This window comes from Streptomyces maremycinicus, assembly GCF_001184025.1.
GTDB lineage: Bacteria > Actinomycetota > Actinomycetes > Streptomycetales > Streptomycetaceae > Streptomyces > Streptomyces maremycinicus.
In genome coordinates, this window is record NZ_BBYG01000017.1 from 137188 (window position 1) to 162144 (window position 24957).

The window sequence follows — 24957 nt, forward strand, 5'->3', positions numbered from 1 at the left end:
GCGCCCCCGGCAGGAGGCGCTCACGGGGAGGCGCGGCCGTCAGAAGCGATACTGCTCGTCGTAGCCGTTGCCCTGGTGATGCCCCTGCTGCTGGCCGTCGCCCTGGTACGGGTACTGCTGCTCGGGCGGGAGTTCGCCGCCCAGCGGGTCGTCGGTGCTGCGCTGCTGCGGGACCCAGACGCCGCCGGCCGGGGTCTCCCCGTAGCCGCCGGTGCCGTACTGCTCCTGGCCGTAGCCCTGTTGGCCGTACTGCTGCTGCCCGTACCCGGCGTCGTAGGTGCCGCCGCCGTAGGTCTGGGTGCCGATGTACGGGTCGGAGTAGGCGGCGTACTGCTGCTCGCCGGTGGCGTCGTAGCCGTACTGCTGCTGGTGGTACCCGGAGTATGTGTCGTACCCGTAGTTCTGGTCCGTGCTCTGGGCGGCCGTCGCGTACTGGTCCTGGGGCCGCTCCTGCGGCTCGCCGCCCTGGCCGGTCGCCGTCGCGTACGCGGTGTCGCTGTATATGCCGTAGGAGCCGGTGTCGTCGGGCAGCGGCTGCGGCTCGTACACAGACGTGGTCTCGGCGGCCGAGGGGTCGGCGCCGCGGGCCGCGGGCGTGAAGACGTCGTCACGGTCGTAGTCGTCGTCGCCGAACGCGCTGGTGTCGCCGTAGGCGTCGCGGTCCCGGCCGAAGGCGACGTCGTCGCTGCCGTACTGCTGGTCGGCGCCGAACGCGGCCTCGCCCGCCTCCAGATCGGAGACCTCGAGCGTCGGGTCCTTGCGCTCGGCCTTGCCGCGCCGGCGCTTGGTGGCGGCCCCGCCCTCACCGTCGGTGTCCGCGTCCGCTTCGCCGCGGCGGAAGGCCCAGCCCTCCGCGAAGCCGCGCCGGAACGACAGCGTGACGTAGGTCTGGCCGACCGCGAAGGCGGCCGCGCCCAGCGCGATGACGACGACCGACGGGATCAGGACACCGAGGACGACGCCGAGGAAGCCGACGAAGGCCAGCAGCCGCCAGCGCAGCCGCGCCTTGTATTGCAGCAGCACCTCGCCGAGCAGCCACAGCGCGACAATGCCGAACGCGATGTAGAGGACCGTCCAGCCCATGTACGCCCCTCTCCCAGTGGCCGCTACGCAGTGTGTCGTATCTGGAGGCGACCGGTCTAGGCCTGCGGTGGATGGTGCAGGCCCAGGTTCTCGTAGATTTCCAGCGTCGCCGTGGAGTTGTTGAGCGTGATGAAGTGCAGTCCGGGCACTCCCTCGGCCAGCAGCCGCGCGCAGAACTCCGTGGCGAAGTCGATGCCAATGGAGCGTACAGCGGCCGGATCGTCTTTGGCTGTGAGGATCCGCTCTTTCAGGGCGGCCGGGAAGTGGGCGTTGCTCAGCTTGGGCAGGCTCTCCAGCATCTTCACACTCGTCACCGGCAGGACCTCGGGGATGACCGGAGTCACACAGCCGGCCGCCTCGACCCGGTCGCGCAACCGCAGATAGGACTCGGGCTCGAAGAACATCTGCGTGATGGCGTAGTCGGCGCCGGCCCGGCACTTGTCGACGAAGTGCGTGACGTCCGTGTCCCAGTCGTCGGAGCGCGGGTGCATCTCGGGGAAGGCGGCGACGCCCACGCAGAAGTCGCCCGACTCCTTGATGAGCCGGACGAGTTCGGCGGCGTACGTCAGGCCCCGGGGGTGCGGCACCCAGGTGCCCATGGGGTCGCCGGGCGGGTCGCCGCGCACGGCCAGCATGTTGCGGATCCCGGCGTCCGCGTACTGGCCGATGATGTTGCGCAGTTCGGCGATGGAGTGGTCCACGGCGGTGAGGTGGGCGACCGGCGTGAGGGTGGTGTCGACGACGATCTGCTGGGTCTCCCTGACGGTGGTCGCCCGGGTGGAGCCGCCGGCGCCGTAGGTCACCGAGACGAAGTCGGGGGCGACCGCCTCGACCCTGCGCAGCGCGTTCCACAGGCTCCGCTCACCCTTGGGCGTCTTCGGCGCGTAGAACTCGAACGAGTACGTCGTCTTGCCGGTCGCGAGGATGTCGCGCACGGTGCGCGCGCGGTCCGTCCTGGTGGATGCGGTTCCTAGGGCCATACCCGCAGGTTAGCCAGGGGTGGGCGGTCCCCCAACCGGATGCGGGAAATTTGCCCGAATTGTCGACCTGCTGTCCATCCCTTGGACAGCCGTACCAGAAGGACCGGCCGCACCGGAAGCACCGGAGGCACCGTCCGGGGCCGCCGGCACGGCGGGGGCCGGCCGGCTCACACCTCGCGCAGCCGCTTCGCGAACTCCGCCGCCGCGGCCCCCGGGTCGTCCGCCTCCGTGATGGCCCGGACGACCACGACCCGGCGGGCGCCCGCCGCCAGGACCTCGTCCAGGTTGCCGAGGTCGATGCCGCCGATGGCGAACCAGGGGCGGTCGGTGCCGAGGGCCGCCGTGTGCCGGACCAGGCCGAGGCCGGGGGCGGGCCGGCCGGGCTTGGTGGGGGTGGGCCAGCACGGACCGGTGCAGAAGTAGTCGACACCCTCCTGGACGGCGGCGGCCTCGGCCTCCGCCTCCGTGTGCGTGGAGCGGCCGATGAGGACGTCCTCGCCGAGGATCGCGCGGGCCGCGGGGACCGGCAGGTCGCCCTGTCCGAGGTGGAGCACGCCGGCGGCGGCCGCGTGCGCGACGTCCGCGCGGTCGTTGACCGCGAGCAGCCTGCCGTGCCGGGCGCAGGCGTCGGCGAACACCTCGAGGTACGACAGCTCCTCGGCCGCCTCGATGCCCTTGTCCCGCAACTGGACGATGTCGACACCGCCCGCGAGGGCCGCGTCCAGGAACTCCGGGAGGTCACCCTGGCGGGTGCGGGCGTCCGTGCAGAGGTACAGCAGGGCGTCGGCCAGGCCGGCGCGGGCGGTGTCGGACATACGGCATTCCCCCCAGGGCGGTGGCGTACGGGAGCGAGCGGCCCCCGTACACCGTGCGTGTCGGTTCGTACGCGGCGTACCCGGTCAGACGGCGAGCGCCTGGGCGCGGCGCTTCACCTCCGTGCCGCGATTCTCACTCAGGGCCTGCGCGGGCGTGCCGGGCAGGCTGGGGTCGGGAGTGAACAGCCACTCGAGCATCTCTTCGTCCTTGAAGCCGTCGTCCCGCAGCAGGGTCAGGGTCCCGACCAGGCCCTTCACCACCTTGTCCCCGTCGATGAAGGCGGCGGGGACGTGCAGCGCGCGGTTCTCGCCGCGGCGCACGGCGATGAGCTGGCCGTCCTTGATCAGCTGGCGGACGCGGATCACGTCCACATCGAGCATCTCCGCGATGTCCGGCACGGTGAGCCAGGCGGGGACGAGAGCATCGGTCTTTGCGTCAATCTCGGTCACGGGAACAAGCCTGCCATCTGCCGCTGACAGTCGGAAGCCGGGCCGGTCCGACCAGGCGTTCAGGCCGCGGCAGTCGCCGCCTTCAAAGGCCTCGCCGGGTCCACGAGGAGCCGCGGGTCCATGGCCGTGCCCGCCTGGATGAGCCGCTTGCCCTGGGCGAGGTCGCGTGCCCGGCCCACGGCCAGCAGGGCGACCAGCCGGTCCTCGCGCAGCCAGCACACCGACCAGGCCGGTCCGGAGGGATCGCCGCGCCACAGGACACGGTCGGCGTCGACGTGGTGCCCGGCGTACTGGACGAAGCGGCCGAACTGCTCGGACCAGAAGTACGGCACGGGGTCGTAGACGGCCAGGGGTTCGTCGGTGGCGGCGCCGACGATGTTCGCCGCCACCGTGCGCGGCCCCTGGAGGGCGTTGTCCCAGTGATGGACGAGCAGCCGCTCGCCGTAGCGTCCCGAGGGGAACGAGGCGCAGTCGCCGACGGCGTGGACGTCGGGCACGGAGGTGCGCAGATGGGCGTCGGCCACGACCTCGCGGTGGGCGCCGAGCGCGACGCCGGAACCGGCCAGCCAGGCGGTGGCGGGGCGGGCGCCGATGCCCACCACGACGGCGCCCGCGGGCAGCCGCGAGCCGTCGTCCAGGACGACCGCGCCGGGCTCGACGCGCTCCACGCGCGCGTGGGTGCGCAGATCGACGCCGCTGTCGGCGTACCAGGCGGCCATCGGGACGGCGACCTCGGCGGGCAGGGCCCCGGCCAGCGGCCGGTCGGCGGCCTCGACGACGGTGACCACGCAGCCGGCCTCCCGCGCGGCGGTGGCGAACTCGGCGCCGATCCAGCCGGCGCCGACGACCACGACGTCGTGCTGCCGGGCGAGGACGGGCCGCAGCCGTTCGGCGTCGTCCAGGGTGCGCAGCAGGTGCACGCCGGGCACGCCCTCGGCGCCCGGCAGCCGGATCGGTTCGGCACCGGTGGCGAGGACGAGGACGTCGTAGGGGACGGGCCCGGCCTCGGTGTCCAGCTCGTGGTCGGCCGGGCGCAGGCCGTCAACCTCACGGCCGAGCACCAGCTCGATGCCGAGACCCTCGAAGTCGACGTCGAAGGCGGAGCCCTCCGCGTTGCCGAGCAGGACGGCCTTGGACAGCGGGGGGCGGTCGTAGGGCTGGTGGGGCTCCGCGCCGATCAGCGTCACCGTGCCGTCGAAGCCCTGTTCCCGCAGCGCCACGGCGGTCTGCACCCCGGCCATGCCCGCGCCGACGACCACCACGCGCCGCCCGGCCGGGCCGCCTTCTTGCTGCCTCTGCTCGTTCACCTGATCACCTTAGGCGGCTGACGAAACGTCAGTCAGCCGTCGTGCGTCGTGACCTGCTCCACAACGCTGGTGCCGCTGCCCTCCTGCGACTCCCACGCCCAGCTCTCCTCGAGCCGCACCCGTCCGTCCGCGAGCTCCACGACCGTCGAGACGCAGTGCCCGGAGGACGTCGTCCCGTCGTGCTTGAGCTGTACGTACCGGAAGTCGAGCCGGTCCCCCTCGCGGGTACCCACCAGATGCCCTCGTACGACGTCACCGCCCGCGTACTCCGCCCAGATCTCGCCGCCGCGCTCGTGGTAGGTGAAGCGGGTGCGGGTGCCGACCTGGCCCGGGGCCTGGTCGGCGACGGGCGCGAGGACGAGGCCGTCCAACGAGCGGGGCATGACGAAGGGCTCCCTTACAGAGGCGCCGGACCACGGGCTAGGGTGGCCAACCTAGAGCACACGCGGGAGTCCGGACGCACCGGGCTGAGAGGGAGGCTGGCGGCCTCCGACCGTCGAACCTGATCCGGGTCATGCCGGCGAAGGGAGGGGCTGGACGCCCATGTCGTCTCCACGTACGTCAGACGTCCTCGTCATCGGGGGCGGGATCATCGGCCTGGTCACGGCCTGGCGGGCCGCGCAGCGCGGCTTCGGCACGGCGGTGGTCGACCCGGCGCCGGGCGGCGGGGCCGCCCAGGTGGCGGCCGGGATGCTGGCCGCCGTCACGGAACTGCACCACGGCGAGCAGACCCTGCTCGGCCTCAACCTGGCCTCCGCCCGCCGCTATCCGGAGTTCGCGGCCGAGCTGACGGAGCTGACCGGGCACGACCTCGGCTACCGGCGCTGCGGCACCCTCGCGGTCGCGCTGGACTCCGACGACCGCGCCCATCTGCGCGAACTGCACGCCCTCCAGCAGCAGTCGGGGCTGGAGTCGGAGTGGCTGTCGGGGCGCGAGTGCCGGCGCCTGGAGCCGCTGCTGGCCCCCGGGGTGCGGGGCGGGCTGCGGGTCGACGGCGACCACCAGATCGACCCGCGGCGGCTCACCGCGGCCCTGGTCGCCGCCTGCGAACGGGCCGGGGTGGTCTTCCACCGCGTACGGGCCGAGCGGCTGTCCGTCGCGGGCGGGCGCGCCACGGGGGTCGTCACGCCGGACGGTACGGCCCTGGCGGCGGGGCAGGTGGTGCTGGCCGGCGGCAGCCTGAGCGGGCGGCTGGCGGGCGTGCCGCAGGACGTGCTGCCTCCCGTACGGCCGGTGAAGGGCCAGGTGCTGCGGCTGACCGTGCCGCCGCGGTACGCGCCGTTCCTGAACCGGACGGTGCGGGCCGTGGTGCGCGGCAGCCAGGTCTACCTGGTCCCCCGGGAGAACGGCGAGCTGGTCGTGGGCGCGACCAGCGAGGAGCTGGGCTGGGACACCACGGTGACGGCGGGGGGCGTGTACGAGTTGCTGCGCGACGCCCATGAGCTGGTCCCCGGGATCACCGAGCTGCCGCTCACGGAGACGCGGGCGGGGCTGCGGCCGGGGTCCCCGGACAACGCGCCGCTGCTCGGGCCGACCGAGCTTGCGGGGCTGCTGCTGGCCACCGGGCACTACCGCAACGGCGTGCTGCTGACGCCGGTGACGGGTGACGCGATGGCGCACGCGCTGGCCACCGGGGAGCTCCCGGACGAGGCCCGTCCCTTCACGCCCCGGCGCTTCGGCGCCGCCGCACTCTCGGAGCAGCCCGCATGAACGCCCACGAGAACCGCCAGGAGAGCGCCCGCGTCAGGGTCTCGGTGAACGGGGAGCGGCGGGAGTTCGCGCCCGGTACGGCCCTCGACAGCGTCGTGCGGTCCCTGACGCCGGCACCCTCCGGGGTGGCCGCCGCGCTCAACGAGACCGTCGTCCCGCGCGCGCAGTGGCCGTCCACCGCTCTGCGCGACGGTGACCGGGTCGAAGTCCTCACCGCGGTCCAGGGGGGCTGAACCATGGCCGACGATCTTCTCGTCCTCGGCGGCAGGTCCTTCTCGTCCCGTCTGATCATGGGTACGGGGGGCGCGACCGGCCTGGAGGTGCTGGAGCGGGCGCTGGTGGCGTCCGGGACCGAGCTGACGACGGTCGCGATGCGCCGGGTGGACCCCTCGGTGCACGGCTCCGTCCTGTCGGTGCTGGAGCGGCTCGGCATCGAGGTGCTGCCGAACACCGCGGGGTGTTTCACCGCCGGGGAGGCCGTGCTGACGGCCCGGCTGGCGCGGGAGGCGCTGGGCACCGATCTGGTCAAACTGGAGGTCATCGCCGACGAGCGCACGCTGCTGCCGGACCCGATCGAGCTGCTGGAGGCGGCGGAGACGCTCGTGGACGACGGGTTCACGGTGCTGCCCTACACCAACGACGATCCGGTGCTGGCCAGGAAGCTGGAGGAGGTGGGCTGCGCGGCGGTGATGCCGCTGGGCTCGCCGATCGGCTCCGGCCTGGGCATCCGCAACCCGCACAACTTCCGGCTGATCGTCGAGCACGCACGCGTGCCGGTGATCCTGGACGCGGGGGCGGGCACCGCGTCGGACGTGGCGCTGGCGATGGAGCTGGGGTGCGCGGGGGTGATGCTGGCGTCGGCGGTCACCCGGGCGCGCGACCCCGAGCGGATGGCGTCGGCCATGCGGGCCGGGGTCGAGGCGGGCAGGCTGGCCCGGCTGGCCGGCCGGATCCCGCCCCGCTACTTCGCGGAGGCGTCCTCGCCCGTGGAGGGCCGGGCCGTACTGGACCCCGAGCGGCCCGCTTTCTGAGCGCCGCCCCACTACCGTCCGGTCTTCGGACACGGGGGTCACGGGACCCGTGGGTTGCGTCACAGGTCGGCTCCAGTCGCGCTGCGATCCCGGTGGAACCGGGAGAGGTGTCAGCGGCTGCTCGTAGACTCACCTGCGTGGACACGACCCTTCAGGACCCTCTGGTCGGGCAGCTGCTCGACGGCCGGTATCGCGTAGAGGCGCGGATCGCGGTCGGCGGGATGGCCACGGTCTACCGGGCCGTGGACACCCGCCTGGACCGCGTGCTCGCGCTCAAGGTGATGCATCCGGCGCTCGCCGCCGACGGGGCGTTCGTCGAGCGGTTCATCCGGGAGGCCAAGTCCGTCGCCCGGCTCGCCCACCCGAATGTCGTCCAGGTGTTCGATCAGGGTGCCGACGGGTCGTACGTCTACCTCGCCATGGAGTACATCGCCGGGTGCACGCTGCGTGACGTGCTGCGGGAGCGCGGGGCGCTCCAGCCGCGGGCCGCGCTGGACATCCTGGAGCCCGTGCTGGCCGCGCTCGGCGCCGCGCACCGGGCCGGTTTCGTGCACCGGGACATGAAGCCCGAGAACGTGCTGATAGGGGACGACGGGCGGGTCAAGGTCGCGGACTTCGGCCTGGTGCGGTCGGTCGACACCGTGACCAGCACCACCGGAGCCGTGCTCGGCACCGTCGCCTACCTCGCCCCCGAGCAGATCGAGCAGCCCGGCGCCGCCGACCCCCGCGTCGACGTGTACGCGTGCGGGGTGGTGCTCTACGAGATGCTCACCGGTGAGAAACCCCACGACGGCGACTCCCCCGCGATCGTGCTCTACAAGCACCTCCACGAGGACGTCCCGCCGCCGTCCGCCCTCGTCCCCGGGCTGCCGTTCGAGCTGGACGAGCTCGTGGCGTCCGCCACCGCCCGCACCACCGACCTGCGGCCGTACGACGCCGTCGCGCTGCTCGGGCAGGTCCGGGAGGCGCGCGCCCCGCTCAGCGCGGAGCAGCTGGACGCGATGCCGCCGCAGGCCGTCTCCGCGCGGCACGACAACGCCGAGGACCGCACGAGCGTGATCCCGCGCTCGCTCACCGTGCCCCGTCCGCTGCCGGTCGACGACGACCCGGCCGACGGCGAGGACCCGCTGAACCGCACCTCGCGCTTCCGGAGCGAGCCGCCCCTGCCGCCCAGGCGCCGTTCCGCGCGGCCCCGGCGCGGGGTGCTCGCGCTGGTCGCCGCCGTCCTGCTGGTCCTAGGTGTGGGAGCCGGTGTCTGGTACATCAACTCCGGCCAGTTCACCAAGGTCCCCGCGGTGCTGACGCAGAAGGAGGCGGAGGCCAGGACCCGGCTGGAGGCCGCCGGCCTCGAGGTCGGCACGGTGCGGCACCGGCACAGCGACACCGTGAAGCGCGGCACCGTCATGGCCACCGACCCCGGGCCGGGCGCCCGGATCCGCAAACACGACTCCGTGACCCTCACCGTCTCCGACGGCCCGGAGATCGTGAAGGTCCCGGACGTGTCGGGCTCCCGGCTGGACAAGGCCGAGAAGCTGCTGAAGACGGACGGCCTGGAGCCGGGTCTGGTCACCCAGGAGTTCAGCGAGGACGTCATCAAGGGCTTCGTGATCAGCACCGACCCGGAGGCGGGCGCCGAGCGCCGCGCGGGTACGGCGGTGTCGATCGTGGTCAGCAAGGGCGCCCCGGTCGACATCCCGGACGTCACCGGCGATTCCGTGGACGACGCCAGGGCGGAGTTGGAGGAGGCCGGCCTGAAGGTGAAGATCGCCACCGAGCAGGTCACCTCGGAGTTCGACAAGGGCCGGGTCGCCACCCAGAGCCCGGAGGAGGGCACCGAGGCCGCCGAGGGCGACACGGTGACGCTGACGCTGTCCAAGGGACCGGAGATGGTCGAGGTCCCGGACGTGGTCGGCGCGAGCGTCGACGACGCCAAGTCGCTCCTGGAGCAGTCCGGGTTCGAGGTCGAGGAGGACCGGGGGCTGCTCGGACTGTTCGGCGACACGGTGAAGAGCCAGTCCGTGGACGCCGGCGACACGGCGCCCAAGGGATCGACGATCACGATCACCATCCGCTGACCGGGCGGTGCCGGGGCGGTGTGCGGGGCATGACACCCTGAACGGGTGAGTTCTCCAGCCCCCTTCCCCTCCCGCAACCCCGTCGGCGGTCATGTGCCCGTGGCCGGCGGTCTGCACGACGTGGGCATGTCCTACGCGCGCGATCTCCGGGCCGAGACGGTCCAGGTCTTCGTCGCCAACCCGCGCGGCTGGGCCACTCCGGTCGGCAACCCGCGGCAGGACGAAGCGTTCCGGGAGGCGTGCGCGGCACAGGCGGTACCGGCGTACGTCCACGCGCCGTACCTGATCAACTTCGGCTCGCACACCGAGGCGACGGCCGAGCGGTCGGTGGAGTCGATGCGGCACTCACTGCGTCGCGGGCGGGAGATCGGCGCCCTGGGCGTGGTCGTGCACACCGGGAGCGCGACGGGCGGGCGGGACCGTTCGGTGGCGCTGAAGCAGGTGCGCGAGTACCTGCTGCCGCTGCTGGACGAGCTGACCCACGACGACGACCCGTTCCTGCTGCTCGAGTCCACGGCCGGCCAGGGCGCCTCGCTCTGCTCCCGGACCTGGGACTTCGGGCCGTACTTCGAGGCGCTGGACGCCCATCCCAGGCTGGGCGTCTGTCTCGACACCTGCCACATCTTCGCGGCCGGCCATGATCTGACCGGCCCGTCCGGTATGCACCAGACCCTCGATCTGCTGGTCGACACGGTCGGCGAGGGCCGACTGAAGCTGATCCACGCCAATGACTCCAAGGACGTGGTCGGCGCCCACAAGGACCGGCACGAGAACATCGGCGCGGGTCACATCGGCGAGGACCCCTTCCGGGCCCTGATGACCCACCCGGCCACCGCGGGCGTACCGCTGATCATCGAGACGCCCGGCGGCAAGGAAGGGCACGCGGCGGACGTGGAGCGGCTGAAGAAGCTCCGGGACGGCTGACGCCGAACCGGGACAACCGGGTTCCGGCAGGTCAGAGCTCCGGGCCGTCGCCGGGGCCCTCCTGGTACGAGTAGCGCTGTTCCTTCCAGGGGTCGCCGACGTTGTGGTAACCGCGCTCCTCCCAGAAGCCGCGGCGGTCGGCGGTCATGTACTCGACGCCGCGGACCCACTTGGGGCCCTTCCAGGCGTAGAGGTGCGGGACGACCAGCCGCAGCGGGAAGCCGTGCTCGGCGGTGAGCAGCTCGCCGTCCTTGTGGGTGGCGAAGATCGTGCGCTCGGCGGCGAAGTCGGCGAGGCGCAGGTTCGAGCTGAAGCCGTACTCGGCCCACACCATCACATGGGTGACGTTCGGGGCGGGCGGAGCGCTCTCCAGGACGGTGCGGGCCGGGATGCCGCCCCACTCGGCGCCGAGCATGCTGAACTTCGTCACGCAGTGCAGATCGGCCACGACGGACGCGTACGGGAGGGCCGTGAACTCCTCGTGGTTCCAGCAGCGCTTCTCACCGTCGGCGGTGGCGCCGAAGACCCTGAACTCCCAGCGCTCGGGCCGGAACTTGGGCACCGGACCGTAGTGCGTGACGGGCCAGCCCCGCTGAAGTCGCTGCCCCGGCGGAAGCTCGGACACTGCTTCTTCTCCAGATTCGCGCTCCACCGGCTGACCCATGACTCCATCCTGACAGACCCTGGACGGTGCACATGACCAGCCATGACCGGGCATATCCCGAATCGGGCAACTCCTACTAAGCATGCACTAACTTACTAAGTACGCACTTACTGGACGATCTTCGACACCGGTGCAATCATTCGGCGGCAGCCTCCCCGATTCCCACCCCGAATTCCCCATCCCGAATTCCCCATGTGGAAGGAGCCTCTGCGATGCAGGGCGACCCCGAGGTCATCGAGTTCCTCAACGAGCAGCTCACCGGTGAGCTCACCGCGATCAACCAGTACTTCCTGCACGCCAAGATGCAGGAGAACTTCGGCTGGACGAAGCTCGCCAAGTACACCCGGCACGAGTCGTTCGACGAGATGAAGCACGCCGAGGTGCTCACCGACCGGATCCTGTTCCTGGACGGGCTGCCGAACTACCAGCGCCTCTTCCATGTGCGGGTCGGTCAGACGGTCAAGGAGATGTTCGAGGCAGACCGTCAGGTCGAGGTCGAGGCGATCGACCGGCTGAAGCGCGGGATCAAGGTGATGCGCGAGAAGGGCGACATCACGTCCGCCAACATCTTCGAGTCGATCCTCGAGGACGAGGAGCACCACATCGACTACCTCGACACGCAGCTCGACCTGGTGGAGAAGCTCGGTGAGGCGCTGTACCTCGCGCAGCTGATCGAGCAGCCGGAGAGCTGAGGCCCTGCCTAGGCGGCTTCCCCGAGGTCTTCGCGCTCCTCGACGTCCTCGCGTCCGACGAGGACCGACCCGCCCTGGGCGACGAGATCCCGGGGCGGACAGGCCCCCCGGCCGAGGATCGCCTGGATGCGACGGACGCACGACCCGCAGTCCGTGCCCGCCTTGCAGGCGGAGGCTATCTGGCGGGGGGTGCAGGCTCCGTCGTCCGCGTGCTGCCGGACCTGCGCCTCGGTCACGCCGAAGCAGCTGCATACGAACACGCGGATTCACCTCCCGCCGAGATCAATAAGGCTAACCTAACCTTACCCGGCAGCCCGTGGCCACAAAAGTGGAGTGGGGCGCGGATCGTATGTGATCCGCGCCCCACTCCCATGACCAGAGGGTCACTGGTCCCGGTACATCTCCGCCACGAGGAACGCCAGGTCCAGGGACTGGCTGCGGTTCAGGCGGGGGTCACAGGCCGTCTCGTAGCGCTGGTGCAGGTCGTCGACGAAGATCTCGTCGCCGCCGCCCACGCACTCGGTGACATCGTCACCGGTCAGCTCCACGTGGATGCCGCCCGGATGGGTGCCGAGGCCCTTGTGCACCTCGAAGAAGCCCTTGACCTCGTCGAGCACGTCGTCGAACCGGCGGGTCTTGTGCCCCGAGGCCGCCTCGTAGGTGTTGCCGTGCATCGGGTCGGTGATCCAGGCGACGGTCGCACCCGAGGCGCTGACCTTCTCCACCAGCTCGGGCAGCTTGTCGCGGACCTTGTCGGCGCCCATGCGGACGATGAAGGTCAGCCGGCCCGGCTCGCGGTCGGGGTCGAGGCGCTCGATGTACTTCAGCGCCTCCTCGGCCGTGGTCGTCGGGCCGAGCTTGATGCCGATCGGGTTGCGGATCTTCGAGGCGAACTCGATGTGCGCGTGGTCGAGCTGGCGGGTGCGCTCACCGATCCAGACCATGTGCGCGGAGACGTCGTACAGCCGCCCGGTGCGGGAGTCGACCCTGGTCAGGGCCGACTCGTAGTCGAGCAGCAGCGCCTCGTGCGAGGAGAAGAACTCGACGGTCTTGAACTCCTCCGGGTCGGCCCCGCAGGCGTGCATGAAGTTCAGCGCCTGGTCGATCTCACGAGCGAGCTGCTCGTAGCGCTGGCCGGACGGGGACTGCTTCACGAAGTCCTGGTTCCAGGCGTGCACCTGGCGCAGGTCGGCGTAGCCACCGGTGGTGAAGGCGCGCACCAGGTTGAGCGTGGAGGCGGACGCGTTGTACATCCGCTTCAGGCGCTCGGGGTCCGGGATGCGGGCGGCCTCGTTGAACTCGAAGCCGTTGACCGAGTCACCCCGGTACGTCGGCAGGGTCACGCCGTCGCGGGTCTCGGTGCCCTTGGAGCGCGGCTTGGAGTACTGGCCGGCGATCCGGCCGACCTTGACCACCGGCACCGAGGCCGCGTACGTCAGCACGGCGCCCATCTGGAGCAGCGTCTTCAGCTTGTTGCGGATCTGATCGGCGGACACGGCGTCGAAGGCCTCGGCGCAGTCGCCGCCCTGGAGCAGGAACGCCTCTCCCTTGGCGACAGCCGCCATCCGGGCGCGCAGCTGGTCGCACTCGCCCGCGAAGACGAGTGGCGGATACGACTCGAGGTCCGCGATCACTGCGCGCAGAGCCTCGGTGTCGGGGTACTCGGGCTGCTGCGCCGCGGGCAGGTCTCGCCAGGTGTTGCCAGCGCTCGCGCTGGTCTTAGCGTTCACGGTCACGCCCTCAACATTACGGGGTCGTGTCGAGTCGTTTTCGCCCGGCTCGACAGGTGAGACGCCCTCCCGCTCAGGTGCGCGTGGGGTAGGGTGCGTCGCATGTTCGCGCTTTCGATCCAGAACTGGTGGTGGACCGCTCCTCCGGCGGCCCACTGAACTGCGCGTACGCAAGACTTCGCGAAGGCCGCCCCGAGGGGCGGCCTTCGGCGTGTCCGGGGCCGTTCCTCACCGATATCGACATCGACATCGACGGAAAAGGAACCCCATGGACCTGACCCGGCTGCTCCACGACGACCGCCCGTTCGCCCTGCTCCGCCGCCGGACCCCCGGTCATGACACGGACACGGTGGAGGTGCTGCTCGGCCCGGTCGGCACCCGCGACCGGCTCGCCGACCTGCCCGAGGAGGGCCTGGCGCTCATCCCCTTCCGGCAGATCCGCGAGCGCGGCTTCGACGTCCGCGACGACGGCACCCCGCTGGCGGTGCTGGTCCCCGAGGAGCGTCACGTCCTGCCGCTGGCCGAGGCCCTCGACCGGCTACCGGTCCGGGACGTACGGGTGGAGGACGGCGGCTTCGACGTGGCCGACGAGGAGTACGCGGAGATCGTCGGGCGGGTGCTGCGGGACGAGATCGGCCGGGGCGAGGGTGCCAACTTCGTGATCCGGCGGACGTACCGGGGGCGGATCCCCGGGTTCGGCCGGGCCGACGCGCTGGCCCTCTTCCGGCGGCTCCTCGAGGGTGAGCGGGGCGCCTACTGGACGTTCGTCGTGCACACCGGGGAGCGGACGCTGGTGGGCGCCAGCCCCGAGGTGCACGTGCGGATGTCGGGCGGCACGGTCGTGATGAACCCGATCAGCGGGACGTACCGGTATCCCGCCGAGGGTCCGACGCCCGGCCACCTGCTGGACTTCCTCGCCGACGGCAAGGAGATCGAGGAGCTGTCGATGGTCGTCGACGAGGAACTCAAGATGATGTGCACCGTCGGTGACATGGGCGGGGTGGTGATCGGCCCCCGGCTGAAGGAGATGGCGCACCTCGCGCACACGGAGTACGAGCTGCGCGGCAGGTCTTCCCTGGACGTCCGTGAGGTGCTGAGGGAGACCATGTTCGCGGCGACCGTCACCGGCTCGCCCGTGCAGAACGCCTGCCGGGTCATCGAGCGGTACGAGCCCCTCGGGCAGGACGGGGTCGGGCGCGGTTACTACGCCGGGGCGCTGGCACTGCTGGGCCGGGACGCGGGCGGGGCGCAGACCCTCGACTCCCCCATCCTCATCCGTACCGCCGACATCGACGCCTCCGGCCGGCTGCGGGTACCGGTGGGCGCCACGCTCGTGCGCGGGTCGGATCCGGCGGGCGAGGTCGCGGAGACGCACGCGAAGGCGGCGGGTGTACTGGCCGCGCTCGGTGTCCGGCCGGGCAGGCCGCGGACGGACGGCACGCGGCCCCGGCTGGCCGACGACGCCCGGGTGCGGGCGGCGCTGGACGGGCGGCGGGCCTCGCTGGCGCCGTTCTGGCTGCGGATGCAGGAGCGCACGCAGGAACTGACCGGGCACGCGCTCGTCGTCGACGCCGAGGACACCTTCACCGCGATGCTCGCGCATGTGCTGCGTTCGAGCGGCCTCGAGGTGAGCGTCCGGCGTCACGACGAGCCGGGGCTGACCGCCGCGGTGCTCGCGCACGAGGGGCCGGTCGTGCTGGGCCCCGGCCCCGGTGACCCGTCCGACCCGGGCGACCCGAAGATGCGAATGCTGCGGGAGCTGACCGCGCGGGTGATCCGGGAGCACCGGCACGGCGTCCTCGGGGTCTGCCTCGGGCACGAGCTGATCGCGGCGGAGCTGGGACTGGACATCGTACGGAAGGAGGTGCCGTACCAGGGGGCGCAGACGACCGTGGACCTGTTCGGCCGGCCGGAGACCGTCGGGTTCTACAACAGTTTCGTGGCGCTGTGCGACGACGAGGCGTTCGCGGAACTATCGGCGCACGGGGTGGAGGTGAGCCGGGCCGCGAACGGCGAGGTGCACGCGCTGCGCGGGCCGCTGCGGGCCGACGGCGCGGCCATGAACGCGATCGCCGGTGTCCAGTTCCATCCGGAGTCGGTGCTGACGCTGAACGGGGTTTCCGTGGTAAGGGAGTTGGTGGCCCGGGTGAGCGCCGAACCGCGGCCGGCCCGGTAGCGGCCGGCCGGCGGCGCCTCAGCCGAAGAACACGCCGACCTCCGTGTACAGCTCCGGGTCCACCGTCTTGAGTCTCGCGGTGGCCTCGGCGATCGGTACCCGGACGATGTCCGTGCCGCGCAGGGCGACCATCATGCCGAAGTCGCCCTCGTGGACGGCGTCGATGGCGTGCAGGCCGAAGCGGGTGGCGAGCCAGCGGTCGAAGGCGCTCGGTGTGCCGCCGCGCTGGACGTGGCCGAGGACCGTCGTACGGGCCTCCTTCCCCGTCCGCCGCTCGATCTCCTTGGCGAGCCACTCGCCGACGCCGGACAGCCGGACGTGTCCGAAGGAGTCCAGCGACCCGTCCTTCAGCACCACGTCACCGTCGCGGGGCATGGCGCCCTCGGCGACGACCACGATCGGGGCGTACGACGCCCGGAAGCGGGAGGTCACCCAGGCGCAGACCTGCTCGATGTCGAAGCGCTGCTCGGGGATGAGGATGACGTTGGCGCCGCCGGCCAGGCCGGAGTGCAGGGCGATCCAGCCGGCGTGACGGCCCATCACCTCGACGACGAGGACGCGCATATGGGACTCGGCGGTGGTGTGCAGCCGGTCGATGGCCTCGGTCGCGATGCCGACGGCGGTGTCGAAGCCGAAGGTGTAGTCGGTGGCGGACAGGTCGTTGTCGATGGTCTTCGGGACGCCGACGCAGGGCACCTGGTACTCGTCGGAGAGACGGGCGGCGACCCCGAGGGTGTCCTCGCCGCCGATGGTGATGAGGGCCCCGACCCGCTGCCGGGCGAGGGTGTCCTTGATGCGGCGGATACCGTCCTCCTCCTTGAGGGGGTTGGTCCGCGAGGAGCCGAGGATCGTGCCGCCGCGGGGCAGGATGCCGCGCACGGCGGGGATGTCGAGACGGATCGACCTTCCTTCCAGGGGGCCCCGCCAGCCGTCGCGGAACCCGACGAACTCATGGCCGTACTCCTGGACGCCCTTGCGGACGACCGCCCGGATGACGGCGTTGAGGCCGGGGCAGTCCCCGCCTCCGGTCAGTACTCCGACGCGCATGGAAGTGTCCCTTCGCCGCGGTTGGCCGACGAAGGTCACGGTAATGGTGATCCAGGTCACACAGATATGGCCCGGCGGGTTCAATTCCGTTGAATCGCCGGGGAATTGGCCGCTCACCGTGAGCGGCCGACGTCACTCGTCGTCGAGGCCGCGCTCTATCGCGTACCGGACCAGTTCCACCCGGTTGTGGAGCTGGAGCTTGCCGAGCGTGTTCTGGACATGGTTCTGCACGGTGCGGTGGGAGATGACGAGGCGTTCGGCGATCTGCTTGTAGCTCAGGCCCTTGGCGACCAGCCGCAGCACCTCGGTCTCCCGGTCGGTCAGCCGGGGTGCGTCCGGCTCACCGCCGCCGCCCGTGGCCGGACCGGGGTCGGAGGCGAGCCGGCGGTACTCGCCGAGGACCAGCCCGGCCAGGCCCGGGGTGAACACCGGATCGCCGACGGCCGTGCGGCGCACCGCGTCCAGCAGTTCCTCCGTGGACGCCGACTTCAGCAGATAGCCGGTCGCGCCGGACTTCACCGCCTCCAGCACGTCCGCGTGCTCACCGCTCGCCGACAGCACCAGGACCCGCAGGGCGGGGTCGGCGGCGACGACCTCCTTGCAGACCTGGACGCCGGGCTTGGCCGGCAGATTCAGGTCCAGCACCAGCACATCGGGCGTGGTGGCCTTGGCCCGCCGCACGGCCTGCTCGCCGTCGCCCGCCGTGGCGACCACGTCGAGGCCGGCCTCGGCGAGGTCCCGGGCGACGGCGTCGCGCCACATCGGGTGGTCGTCGACCACCATGACCCTGATCGGATCCCGTTCACCGCTCATCGCTGTTCCGCCTTCCCCCGCCGCACGTCCTTCTCCTTCTGCTCCTTGGGCACCTTCAGTTCGACCTCCGTGCCCTGCCCGGGCGTGGAGATCAGCTCGGCGCTGCCGCCGAGATCCCGCAGCCGGCCCCGGATCGACTGGGCGACCCCGAGCCGCCCCTCGCCCTCGGCCTGGGCGAGCCGCCCCTCGGGGATACCCGGCCCGTCGTCCCGCACGGTGATGATCACCTCGTCGGGCTCGTCCTCCACCAGGATCCACGCCCGGGCGTCCTCCCCCGCGTGGCGGCGGACGTTGTCCAGGGCGGCCCCGACCGCCGCGGCCAGCTCCTTCGCGGCGGGCGCGGGCAGCAGCACCGGGGCGCCCGGCTCGGCGAGGTTGACCCGGGCGGCGGCGAAGGGGGCGAGCAGCGCGCGCAGGTCGACCGGGCCGGTCTGCTCCGCCGGCTCCTCGACCACCCGTACGACGGCGCCGTCGGCCGCGTCCTGCGACACCCGGGAGACGGGGACGAGGCCGCCGGCCACCAGGGTGCGCAGGGCGACCTCCTGTTCCCCGGCCAAGCGGCCCAGTTCGGCCGCCTCACCGCCGAGGACCGCGCCGCGCCGCTGCACCATGGCCAGCACCTGGAGCACACCGTCGTGGATGTCCCGGGCGAGCCGCTCCCGCTCCCGGGTCGCGGCCTCGATCTCGAGCGCGCGGGCGAGGGTGCGCTCGGAGGCGCGGGCGACCTCGACGACGTAACCGATGGCGATGGAGGCGACCCAGACGAGGATCACGTTGTGGATGGTGTCGCGGGCCGGGGTGCCGCGCTCGACCAGGTTGGCGACCGCGACGGCCGTGGACGCGAACGCCGCCCAGCGCCAGCCGCCCTTGATGGCGAACGCCAGGACGGAGCCGGCGGTCCATATCGACGGCAGCGTCGGGCCGCCCGACTGGATGCGCTCGTGGGCGTCGGCCACGGTGGTGAGCAGGATGCCGGTGAGCGCGATGGTGAGGTCGGCGGCGAGGAAGCGCTTGGTGCAGCTCGCCGCGCTCGCGACCTTGGGCAGGGTGGCCACGGTCCAGACGAACAGGACGCAGTAGTAGCCGACGGCGACCCAGGGCCGGACGAACCCGTCGTAGGCGGTGGCGAAGAAGCCCACGGCGTACAGCATGGTGAGCACCCGGTAGCCGGCGAGCGCACGCCACAGCGGCAGCTCGACCGACATCTTCATGACTCTCTCGCGCCTGGCCATCCGTCCCCCGCCCCCGGGCCCCGACCGCTGAACCGCCGGCTCACCGAACCGCCGGCCCGCTGACTGCCGAACTGCTGAAACTACCGACTGCCGACTGCCGCCCGCTGTCGTCCTGCTCGCCGTCCTACTGCTCGCCGTTCTGCTGCTCGCCGTCCGACTGCTCCTGGTCCTTCTTCGCCTGGTCCTTCTCGGCCTGCGCGAGCGCCGCCTTCGCGGCCTTCTCCGCCTCCTTCTCCGCCTTCGCCGCCTCCGTGATCTGCCGCTTGGCGGCGGTCGCGTAGATGTCGACGTACTCCTGGCCGGAGAGCTTCATGATCTCGTACATGACCTCGTCGGTCAGGGCGCGCAACACGAACCGGTCGTGGTCCATGCCCTGGTACCGGGCGAAGTCCAGCGGCCTGCCGATGCGGATGCCCGGCCGCATGATCTTCGGCAGGACCTTCCCGGGCGGCTGGATCTTCTCCGTGTCGATCATCGCGACCGGGATCACGGGCGCACCGGTGGCGAGCGCCACGCGCGCGAGACCGCCCGGCTTGCCGCGGTAGAGCCTGCCGTCGGGCGAGCGGGTGCCCTCCGGGTAGATACCGAAGAGCTCACCCTGCTCGAGCACCTCTATGCCGCTGCGGATCGCCGCCTCGCCCGCCCCGCGGGCGCCGGAGCGGTCCACCGGGAGCTGCCCGACACCCTTGAAGAAGGCCGCCGTCAGCCGGCCCTTCACCCCGGGTGTGGTGAAGTACTCGGCCTTCGCGATGAAGGTCACCTTGCGGTCGAGGACCGCGGGCAGGAAGAACGAGTCCGAGAAGGACAGGTGGTTGCTCGCCAGGATCGCGGGGCCCTCGGCGGGAATGTTCTCGAGGCCTTCCACCCAGGGCCTGAAGGTGACCTTCAGCGGTCCCCCGATAGCGACCTTCATCGCGCCGTACAACAAGCGAGTGCCTCCTGTTTGTGTCGCACAGACCTTAACCCGGAGTGGCCGCAAAGGCTCCGACGACCCTGGTCGGTGTCAGTGCGGTCGCGTACGGTGAAGGACACGTCCCTCCCACGCAGAACAGACGAAGACAGGAGACCGAAGGTGCCGGTCCTTCCTGGAGCCGAGCCGTACCGCCATGAGGGCGGAGAGGTCGGGGTGCTCCTCTGTCACGGCTTCACCGGATCCCCGCAGTCGCTGCGCCCCTGGGCGCGGTACCTGGCCGGACAGGGTCTGACCGTCTCGCTGCCGCTGCTGCCGGGACACGGCACGCGCTGGGAGGACATGGCGCTGACCGGCTGGCCGGACTGGTACGCGGAGGTGGACCGCGAGCTGCGGGCCCTGCGCCGCCGGTGCTCCCGGGTGTTCGTGGCCGGCCTGTCCATGGGCGGCGCGCTGGCCCTGCGGCTCGCCGCGAAGCACGGGGAGGGGGTGGAGGGCGTCATCGTCGTCAACCCGGCGAACCGTGTGCACGGCCTGTCCGCGTACGCCCTTCCGGTGGCCCGCCATCTCGTCAGGACGACGAAGGGGATCACCAGCGACATCGCGAAGAAGGGGGTGCTGGAGAGCGGGTACGACCGGGTGCCGCTGCACTCGGCGCACTCCCTGCGCGCCTTCCTGCGGATGATCGACGGCGAACTCCCGCAGGTCACCCAGCCGCTGCTGCTTCTGCACAGCGTCCAGGACCATGTCGTGCCGGCCGCCGACTCGGCCCGGGTCCTCGGCCGGGTGTCGTCGACGGACGTGACCGAGATCCTGCTGGAACAGAGCTACCACGTGGCAACGTTGGACCACGATGCGGACCGGATCTTCGAGGAGAGCTACGCGTTCATCGCCCGGATCGCGCCCAGTGTCGGCAAGGAAGGGACGGCCGTAGGTGGCTGAGCACGACTCCGACCGTGAGGACCGGGAGAACCGGGACGAGCGGGACGGCCCGGCGGGCCGGGAGGGCCGCGCGTCGGAGGAGCAGAGCGTGCCCTTCGACGAGGCCGCCGCGTGGGCGGCGATCGTCGCGGGATACGGCGAGGAGCCGGCGGACCCGCCGGGCGCCAAGCCGTTCAAGTCGGTCGAGGACCTGGCGCTGCTCGAGGTCGGGACGAACGACGAGGAGACCGTGGCGGAATCCGGCCAGGAACCCGCGAAGGGCTCCGCCGAGGATTCCGCCGAGGACCCCGCCGGGCAGCCCGGCGAGGACAGGGAACCGGCCAAGCCGCTGGGCAGCTCGATCGCCTTCGCGCCCGGTGTCGGCCCGCGCGACTACGCGGCGCCCGAGCCCGCGGAGGAGGACTTCGACGGGGACGACGAGGGTCACTTCGTCCCGCCGGAGCCACCGCCGCTGCCCGCCGCCGACACCACGGCCAAGTTCGCCTGGCTCGGCGTGATCGGCGGGCCGGTGCTGCTCCTGCTCGCGGTCCTGCTGGGCTGGGAGATGACGTGGTGGCTGTCGACCGTCGGCATCGGCGGCTTCCTCGGCGGCTTCGCCACGCTGGTGATGCGGATGCGCCCGGACGACGAGGAGGACGGGGACCCGGGCCGGGGCGCCGTCGTCTAGGACTTGTCCGGCGGGATCCTCAGGACGGCCAGGACCGGAAGGTGGTCCGTGGCCGCCCGCACATCGTTCCCGGTGACGCCGGGAAGCCCGGTCGGCACCCCGCAGCCCAGCACCTCCACGCCCTTCGTCACGAAGATCCCGTCGATACGGCGGTTCGGCGCGGTGGACGGGAAGCTGTGCTCGGCTCCCCAGGGGGCGGCGGTGCGGCAGTCCTGGAGGGCGGTGGCCAGGCGGTCGAAGGTGCGGCCGCCGGGGCTCTCGTTGATGTCACCGCCCGCGACCGCGTGCTCCACGCCCATCCCGGCCAGACGGTCGAGCAGCTGGCCCGCCTGTTCGTAGCGCTCGGCGGCGGTCAGACCGAAGTGGCAGCCGACCACGCCGAGCCGGGCACCCCCGAAGCGCACCACGGCGGTCGCGAAGCCCCGGCGGTGCTCGCCGGGGGTGAGCGGCAGCAGGACGTCCTCGGTCCGCTCGACCGTCGCCCGCAGCGAGCACAGGAGGGCCGGGCCGGCCGCGGTGCCGCCGCCGGTGAGGATCACCTGGCCGGAGGCGGCCGCGAGGCGGGCAAGCTTCTTGCGCCAGCGGAAGAAGCGGGGGGCCTCCTGGACGAGGGTCAGGTCGGGGGCGCAGGCCGTGATGACCCGGGCCAGGGCCTCGGTGTCGTCCCGCAGGGAACGGATGTTGTAGCTGAGGACCCGGATGACGGCCGAACCGTCGGGTTCGGTGCGGGAGTTGGGCAGCGGCGAGGTCGTCGGCATAGCGATCAAGATACGCCGCCGCGTCCCCTACGTCCGGAAAAGCGAACGGGGGCCGCGAACGGCCCCCGTGTGGACGCTCCGCGCCCTGGTGCGACTCGGTACGACTCGGTACGACTACATGATCGGGTCGGGTTCCCTCGCCAGGTCCGCCGCACCCACCAGGCCCGCCTTGTTGCCCAGCTGGGCCGCGATGACATCGGCCACCGGGCGCCAGTTGCCGCCGACCAGCCAGCGCTTGTAGGACTTCCGGATCGGGTCGAGCACCAGCTCGCCCTCGTCGGAGAGGCCACCGCCGACGATGAAGGCGGACGGGTCGAAGAGCGAGGCGAGGTCGGCGAGACCGGCGCCGGCCCAGCGGGCGAGCTCACGGTAGGAGTCGACCGCGACCGGGTCGCCCTGGCGGGCGGCCATGGAGATGTGCTTGCCCTCGATACCGTCGGGGTGGCCGTCGCCCAGCGACAGCAGGATCTCGGCGTTCTCGGGGGTCGCGTTGGCGCGCTGCTTGGCGTAACGGACCAGGGCGCGGCCGGAGGCGTACTGCTCCCAGCAGCCCTGCGAGCCGCAGCCGCACAGCAGACCGTCCGGCACCATGCGGATGTGGCCGAACTCCGCGGCCACCCCGAAGTGGCCGCGGCGCAGCTTGTTGCCGATGATGATGCCGCCGCCGAGGCCGGTGCCCAGGGTGATGCAGATGACGTTGCGGTGGCCCTTGCCCGCGCCGAACTTGTACTCGCCCCATGCCGCGGCGTTGGCGTCGTTCTCCACCACGACGGGCAGGCCCACGCGGTCCTGGACCTCGTCCTTGAGCGGCTCCTGGCGCCAGTCGATGTTGGGCGCGAAGTAGACCGTGGACCGCTGCCGGTTCACGTAACCGGCCGCACCGATACCCACGCCGACGATCTCGTGTCCGACGCGTGCGCCCTCGACGGCGGCGGCGATGGCGTCCACGATGCCCTCGGGCGTGCCCGGGGTCGGCACCTGGTGGGTCGAGAGGATGTTGCCTTCCTCGTCGACCACACCGGCCGCGATCTTCGTGCCGCCGATGTCGACGCCGATGGTGAGTCCCATGAATCCCTCAGTTTCGGTCGAGCCCCGCTACGGCCAACCGTACCCGAGGCCCTGCCCCCCGAGGGCTTCAGTCCAAGTCGATGCGCTGGCCGGGACCGGTGTCGTCACCGTCGCGGCCCGGATCGCGCGGGGTGTTCCCGGGGTCACTCGCGCCGGTCGTCCAGCGTTGTTCCTGGGTCTGGACCGCGGAGCGGTAGGCGGCGAGGAGTTCGGTGCCGGCGGCCGCGAGGTGGTCGAAGACGTCCGGGTTGCGTTCGATGACGGGCTCCACGGCGGCCTTCGCCTGCTGGACGACCTGGCGGACCACCTGCTGGGCGGCGGGTCCGGCGACCGCCCCGAGCAGCGGGGACTGGAGCGAGGCCAGCTTGTCGCCGACGGCGTCGACGAGCTTGCGGAGTTCCTCGGCGGCCGAGCCCGGGGGCGGGCCGTCCTGGGCGCGGCGGCGGGCCTTCTCCGCCGCCAGGTCCTCGGCGGCGGCGGTGGCCCAGGCGTCGGCGTCGGTCGCGCGGGACTGCTCGTCGAAGCCGGATGTCCCGGCGGCGGGCTCCCCGGCGGCGTCGGGCGTGGGGCGCTCTTCGCTCATGGCGGACTCCTGATGACTCCTGGTCGACGACGCCTGATGACGGCTCGTCCCTACGACGGTACCCGAACGGCGGAACGTCGTTCAGTGGGTGCGGGGCCAGAGCCCGGGATCCGGCGCGAACCGTACGCACAGCTCGCCGTCGCGCAGCGCGGCGCCGTCGACGGTGCAGCGGCGGAGCACCGAGGGCAGCGCGACGATCCGGCGGAACGGTCCGGCGGTGACGACCAGTTCGTCGCCGCGCCGGACGAGGTCGAGCTCGTCGCGTATGGCGCCGGGCAGCGGGAGGTGCCAGACGAGCACGCCGTCCTGGGCGAGCCGGTCGGCCACGGGCCACTCGACCGGGGAGGTCGCCGGGTTGACGGCGGGGACGGCGAGGGCGGCGAGATCGTCGGCGCCGCGGGGGTCGTGCCCGAGATGGGTGACGGGCCGGGCCTCCTCGCCCCACTCCCCCAGGGCCTTGCGCTGCTGGGTGACGAGCCGGCCGAGCGGGCCGTCGTCGCCGGCCGTCTCCGGCAGGACGCGGTTGGCGACGAGCGACTCGACGGGCAGGGCGCGCAGGGCGAGCCCGAGACGGACGTCACGGACGGCGTCGGCGCCGGCCGGTCCCGGCTCGGCGACCAGGCGTACGGCGGTGCCGGGGTCGGCGAGGACGGCCTCGACGGCGGCCAGCTCCATGTCCCAGCGGGCGGTCGTCTCGTACAGCCACTCGGCGGGCATCGGCACCCCGGCGAGACGGCCGAGCACAGGGCGCAGGGCCCGGGCGGCCTGCCGCTCCGGGGGGAGCAGACGGCGCAGATAGCGGCGCAGTTCCTCCGGGAGGGCCAGCAGGGCGAGGGCCTGGGAGACCGGCGGCAGGTCGACGACGAGAAGTTCGTGCAGGTCACCGCCGTCGGCGAGGGCGGCGTCGCGCAGTGCGCGCAGCAGGGTCAGCTCCTCGGCGCCGGGGAGAGGGGTGACCTCCTCCGGATCGAGCCGGGAGGCGCCGAGCAGGTCGAGGACGGTGGAGGCACGGTCCTGGAATCCGGCGAGGTCGTCCCGGAAGCCGGCGGTGGCGTCGGGACGCCAGGCGGTGAGGCGCGGAGCGACCGGGACGGGGCTCGCGCCGGTCGGTACGCCGAGCGCCGCGCCGAGGGTGTCACTGCGGTCGGCGCTGAGGACGAGGGTGCGGGTGCCTTCCGCCGCCGCGCGCTGTGCGGTGGCGGCCGCCACGGTCGTGCGTCCGCTGCCGCCAGGGCCGGTGATCAGGATGGTGCGCATGAGGGTGAACCGTAACGGAGGTCGAGCCGCCCCCCGACCTCCA

The 24957-nt window shown here is 72.2% G+C and carries 27 protein-coding genes; 10 read left to right on the forward strand and 17 right to left on the reverse strand.

Going from position 1 to position 24957, the window contains the following annotated elements:
- Window positions 1-39 precede the first annotated feature (39 nt).
- From AOQ37_RS26100 to AOQ37_RS26125, 6 genes are all read right to left on the reverse strand, one after another.
- Window positions 40-1083, reverse strand: coding sequence for an SCO2102 family sporulation regulator (locus tag AOQ37_RS26100; RefSeq protein WP_062647458.1), 1044 nt, complete (start codon window positions 1081-1083; stop codon window positions 40-42).
- Between the two features lie 56 nt (window positions 1084-1139).
- Window positions 1140-2063, reverse strand: coding sequence for a methylenetetrahydrofolate reductase [NAD(P)H] (gene metF / locus AOQ37_RS26105; RefSeq protein ID WP_062647459.1), 924 nt, complete (start codon window positions 2061-2063; stop codon window positions 1140-1142).
- Window positions 2064-2230: 167 nt separating this feature from the next.
- Entirely contained in the window at window positions 2231-2878 is a 648-nt protein-coding gene (gene thiE / locus AOQ37_RS26110) for a thiamine phosphate synthase (protein WP_062647461.1), read from the reverse strand.
- 84 nt (window positions 2879-2962) lie between these two features.
- Window positions 2963-3328 carry an Rv2175c family DNA-binding protein gene (locus tag AOQ37_RS26115; protein ID WP_057580009.1) on the reverse strand — a complete coding sequence of 122 codons (366 nt, stop codon included), beginning with the start codon at window positions 3326-3328 and terminating at the stop codon, window positions 2963-2965.
- A 59-nt stretch (window positions 3329-3387) separates the two neighbouring features.
- Window positions 3388-4569, reverse strand: a complete 1182-nt coding sequence (locus AOQ37_RS26120; RefSeq protein WP_374701544.1) for an NAD(P)/FAD-dependent oxidoreductase — start codon at window positions 4567-4569, stop codon at window positions 3388-3390.
- A gap of 98 nt (window positions 4570-4667) precedes the next feature.
- Window positions 4668-5018, reverse strand: a complete 351-nt coding sequence (locus AOQ37_RS26125) for an avidin-fold protein (RefSeq protein ID WP_062647463.1) — start codon at window positions 5016-5018, stop codon at window positions 4668-4670.
- A 160-nt stretch (window positions 5019-5178) separates the two neighbouring features.
- On the opposite strand from AOQ37_RS26125, the gene thiO reads away from it, so the two are divergent.
- The 5 genes from thiO to AOQ37_RS26150 all read left to right on the forward strand — a co-directional run bounded on the left by thiO (window position 5179) and on the right by AOQ37_RS26150 (window position 10375).
- Window positions 5179-6345: a glycine oxidase ThiO gene (gene thiO, locus AOQ37_RS26130; protein ID WP_062647465.1), complete on the forward strand. Its 1167-nt coding sequence runs from the start codon at window positions 5179-5181 to the stop codon at window positions 6343-6345.
- A complete protein-coding gene (gene thiS / locus AOQ37_RS26135; protein WP_062647467.1) occupies window positions 6342-6578 on the forward strand; it encodes a sulfur carrier protein ThiS in 237 nt (78 codons plus the stop codon). The genes thiO and thiS overlap by 4 nt, the downstream gene beginning before the upstream one ends.
- 3 nt (window positions 6579-6581) lie before the next feature.
- Window positions 6582-7376, forward strand: coding sequence for a thiazole synthase (locus AOQ37_RS26140; protein WP_062647469.1), 795 nt, complete (start codon window positions 6582-6584; stop codon window positions 7374-7376).
- A 137-nt stretch (window positions 7377-7513) separates the two neighbouring features.
- Window positions 7514-9451, forward strand: a complete 1938-nt coding sequence (gene pknB / locus AOQ37_RS26145) for a Stk1 family PASTA domain-containing Ser/Thr kinase (RefSeq protein WP_062647470.1) — start codon at window positions 7514-7516, stop codon at window positions 9449-9451.
- A 45-nt stretch (window positions 9452-9496) separates the two neighbouring features.
- Window positions 9497-10375 carry a deoxyribonuclease IV gene (locus tag AOQ37_RS26150; protein WP_078890362.1) on the forward strand — a complete coding sequence of 293 codons (879 nt, stop codon included), beginning with the start codon at window positions 9497-9499 and terminating at the stop codon, window positions 10373-10375.
- Between the two features lie 31 nt (window positions 10376-10406).
- On the opposite strand, the gene AOQ37_RS26155 is transcribed toward AOQ37_RS26150, so the two are convergent.
- Entirely contained in the window at window positions 10407-11039 is a 633-nt protein-coding gene (locus tag AOQ37_RS26155; RefSeq protein WP_062647474.1) for a sulfite oxidase-like oxidoreductase, read from the reverse strand.
- Window positions 11040-11251: 212 nt separating this feature from the next.
- Here AOQ37_RS26155 and bfr point away from each other — a divergent pair, with 212 nt between their 5' ends.
- A complete protein-coding gene (gene bfr / locus AOQ37_RS26160; protein WP_020129964.1) occupies window positions 11252-11731 on the forward strand; it encodes a bacterioferritin in 480 nt (159 codons plus the stop codon).
- Window positions 11732-11739: 8 nt separating this feature from the next.
- On the opposite strand, the gene AOQ37_RS26165 is transcribed toward bfr, so the two are convergent.
- Together AOQ37_RS26165 and AOQ37_RS26170 are read right to left on the reverse strand one after the other, a co-directional pair.
- A complete protein-coding gene (locus tag AOQ37_RS26165) occupies window positions 11740-11991 on the reverse strand; it encodes a (2Fe-2S)-binding protein (protein WP_062647476.1) in 252 nt (83 codons plus the stop codon).
- A gap of 123 nt (window positions 11992-12114) precedes the next feature.
- On the reverse strand, window positions 12115-13467 hold the full coding sequence (locus tag AOQ37_RS26170; RefSeq protein WP_062647479.1) for a class II 3-deoxy-7-phosphoheptulonate synthase: 1353 nt from the start codon (window positions 13465-13467) through the stop codon (window positions 12115-12117).
- Between the two features lie 96 nt (window positions 13468-13563).
- On the opposite strand from AOQ37_RS26170, the gene AOQ37_RS42170 reads away from it, so the two are divergent.
- Together AOQ37_RS42170 and AOQ37_RS26175 are read left to right on the forward strand one after the other, a co-directional pair.
- Window positions 13564-13620 (forward strand): trp operon leader peptide, encoded by a 57-nt coding sequence (locus AOQ37_RS42170; RefSeq protein WP_078890374.1) that lies wholly within the window; start codon window positions 13564-13566, stop codon window positions 13618-13620.
- A gap of 109 nt (window positions 13621-13729) precedes the next feature.
- A complete protein-coding gene (locus tag AOQ37_RS26175) occupies window positions 13730-15637 on the forward strand; it encodes an anthranilate synthase family protein (protein ID WP_062647480.1) in 1908 nt (635 codons plus the stop codon).
- 18 nt (window positions 15638-15655) lie between these two features.
- Here AOQ37_RS26175 and AOQ37_RS26180 read toward each other — a convergent pair whose 3' ends face one another.
- The 4 genes from AOQ37_RS26180 to AOQ37_RS26195 all read right to left on the reverse strand — a co-directional run bounded on the left by AOQ37_RS26180 (window position 15656) and on the right by AOQ37_RS26195 (window position 19642).
- A complete protein-coding gene (locus AOQ37_RS26180) occupies window positions 15656-16684 on the reverse strand; it encodes a 6-phosphofructokinase (protein WP_062647482.1) in 1029 nt (342 codons plus the stop codon).
- Window positions 16685-16816: 132 nt separating this feature from the next.
- Window positions 16817-17497, reverse strand: coding sequence for a response regulator (locus AOQ37_RS26185; RefSeq protein ID WP_062647485.1), 681 nt, complete (start codon window positions 17495-17497; stop codon window positions 16817-16819).
- Window positions 17494-18729, reverse strand: a complete 1236-nt coding sequence (gene macS, locus AOQ37_RS26190; RefSeq protein WP_062647487.1) for a MacS family sensor histidine kinase — start codon at window positions 18727-18729, stop codon at window positions 17494-17496. Before macS ends, AOQ37_RS26185 begins: the two co-directional genes overlap by 4 nt.
- A 124-nt stretch (window positions 18730-18853) precedes the next feature.
- Window positions 18854-19642, reverse strand: a complete 789-nt coding sequence (locus AOQ37_RS26195; RefSeq protein ID WP_062647869.1) for a lysophospholipid acyltransferase family protein — start codon at window positions 19640-19642, stop codon at window positions 18854-18856.
- 159 nt (window positions 19643-19801) lie between these two features.
- On the opposite strand from AOQ37_RS26195, the gene AOQ37_RS26200 reads away from it, so the two are divergent.
- On the forward strand, window positions 19802-20581 hold the full coding sequence (locus AOQ37_RS26200) for an alpha/beta hydrolase (protein WP_062647489.1): 780 nt from the start codon (window positions 19802-19804) through the stop codon (window positions 20579-20581).
- Window positions 20574-21248, forward strand: coding sequence for a hypothetical protein (locus AOQ37_RS26205; RefSeq protein ID WP_062647491.1), 675 nt, complete (start codon window positions 20574-20576; stop codon window positions 21246-21248). The genes AOQ37_RS26200 and AOQ37_RS26205 overlap by 8 nt, the downstream gene beginning before the upstream one ends.
- On the opposite strand, the gene AOQ37_RS26210 is transcribed toward AOQ37_RS26205, so the two are convergent.
- From AOQ37_RS26210 to AOQ37_RS26225, 4 genes are all read right to left on the reverse strand, one after another.
- The gene (locus AOQ37_RS26210) at window positions 21245-22006 is read right to left on the reverse strand and encodes an endonuclease/exonuclease/phosphatase family protein (protein WP_062647493.1); all 762 of its coding nucleotides are present in this window, start codon (window positions 22004-22006) and stop codon (window positions 21245-21247) included. The genes AOQ37_RS26205 and AOQ37_RS26210 overlap by 4 nt on opposite strands.
- 114 nt (window positions 22007-22120) lie before the next feature.
- The gene (locus AOQ37_RS26215) at window positions 22121-23074 is read right to left on the reverse strand and encodes an ROK family glucokinase (RefSeq protein WP_062647495.1); all 954 of its coding nucleotides are present in this window, start codon (window positions 23072-23074) and stop codon (window positions 22121-22123) included.
- Window positions 23075-23141: 67 nt separating this feature from the next.
- Entirely contained in the window at window positions 23142-23657 is a 516-nt protein-coding gene (locus AOQ37_RS26220; RefSeq protein WP_062647498.1) for a DUF5304 domain-containing protein, read from the reverse strand.
- A gap of 81 nt (window positions 23658-23738) precedes the next feature.
- Entirely contained in the window at window positions 23739-24914 is a 1176-nt protein-coding gene (locus AOQ37_RS26225; protein ID WP_062647500.1) for an ArsA family ATPase, read from the reverse strand.
- Between the last annotated feature and the right edge of the window lie 43 nt (window positions 24915-24957).

Bases quoted from the DNA above. Each gene is read 5' to 3' on its own strand.
- AOQ37_RS26140 (WP_062647469.1), top strand. From the start codon at position 6,582: ATGGCCGACGATCTTCTCGTCCTCGGCGGCAGGTCCTTCTCGTCCCGT.
- AOQ37_RS26195 (WP_062647869.1), bottom strand. From the start codon at position 19,642: ATGAAGGTCGCTATCGGGGGACCGCTGAAGGTCACCTTCAGGCCCTGG.
- AOQ37_RS26125 (WP_062647463.1), bottom strand. From the start codon at position 5,018: ATGCCCCGCTCGTTGGACGGCCTCGTCCTCGCGCCCGTCGCCGACCAG.
- AOQ37_RS26210 (WP_062647493.1), bottom strand. From the start codon at position 22,006: ATGCCGACGACCTCGCCGCTGCCCAACTCCCGCACCGAACCCGACGGT.
- AOQ37_RS26155 (WP_062647474.1), bottom strand. From the start codon at position 11,039: ATGGGTCAGCCGGTGGAGCGCGAATCTGGAGAAGAAGCAGTGTCCGAG.
- AOQ37_RS26175 (WP_062647480.1), top strand. From the start codon at position 13,730: ATGGACCTGACCCGGCTGCTCCACGACGACCGCCCGTTCGCCCTGCTC.
- metF (WP_062647459.1), bottom strand. From the start codon at position 2,063: ATGGCCCTAGGAACCGCATCCACCAGGACGGACCGCGCGCGCACCGTG.
- thiE (WP_062647461.1), bottom strand. From the start codon at position 2,878: ATGTCCGACACCGCCCGCGCCGGCCTGGCCGACGCCCTGCTGTACCTC.
- macS (WP_062647487.1), bottom strand. From the start codon at position 18,729: ATGGCCAGGCGCGAGAGAGTCATGAAGATGTCGGTCGAGCTGCCGCTG.
- AOQ37_RS26215 (WP_062647495.1), bottom strand. From the start codon at position 23,074: ATGGGACTCACCATCGGCGTCGACATCGGCGGCACGAAGATCGCGGCC.
- bfr (WP_020129964.1), top strand. From the start codon at position 11,252: ATGCAGGGCGACCCCGAGGTCATCGAGTTCCTCAACGAGCAGCTCACC.
- AOQ37_RS26220 (WP_062647498.1), bottom strand. From the start codon at position 23,657: ATGAGCGAAGAGCGCCCCACGCCCGACGCCGCCGGGGAGCCCGCCGCC.
- AOQ37_RS26100 (WP_062647458.1), bottom strand. From the start codon at position 1,083: ATGGGCTGGACGGTCCTCTACATCGCGTTCGGCATTGTCGCGCTGTGG.
- thiO (WP_062647465.1), top strand. From the start codon at position 5,179: ATGTCGTCTCCACGTACGTCAGACGTCCTCGTCATCGGGGGCGGGATC.
- AOQ37_RS26225 (WP_062647500.1), bottom strand. From the start codon at position 24,914: ATGCGCACCATCCTGATCACCGGCCCTGGCGGCAGCGGACGCACGACC.
- AOQ37_RS26120 (WP_374701544.1), bottom strand. From the start codon at position 4,569: ATGGCCGGGGTGCAGACCGCCGTGGCGCTGCGGGAACAGGGCTTCGAC.
- thiS (WP_062647467.1), top strand. From the start codon at position 6,342: ATGAACGCCCACGAGAACCGCCAGGAGAGCGCCCGCGTCAGGGTCTCG.
- AOQ37_RS26180 (WP_062647482.1), bottom strand. From the start codon at position 16,684: ATGCGCGTCGGAGTACTGACCGGAGGCGGGGACTGCCCCGGCCTCAAC.
- AOQ37_RS26185 (WP_062647485.1), bottom strand. From the start codon at position 17,497: ATGAGCGGTGAACGGGATCCGATCAGGGTCATGGTGGTCGACGACCAC.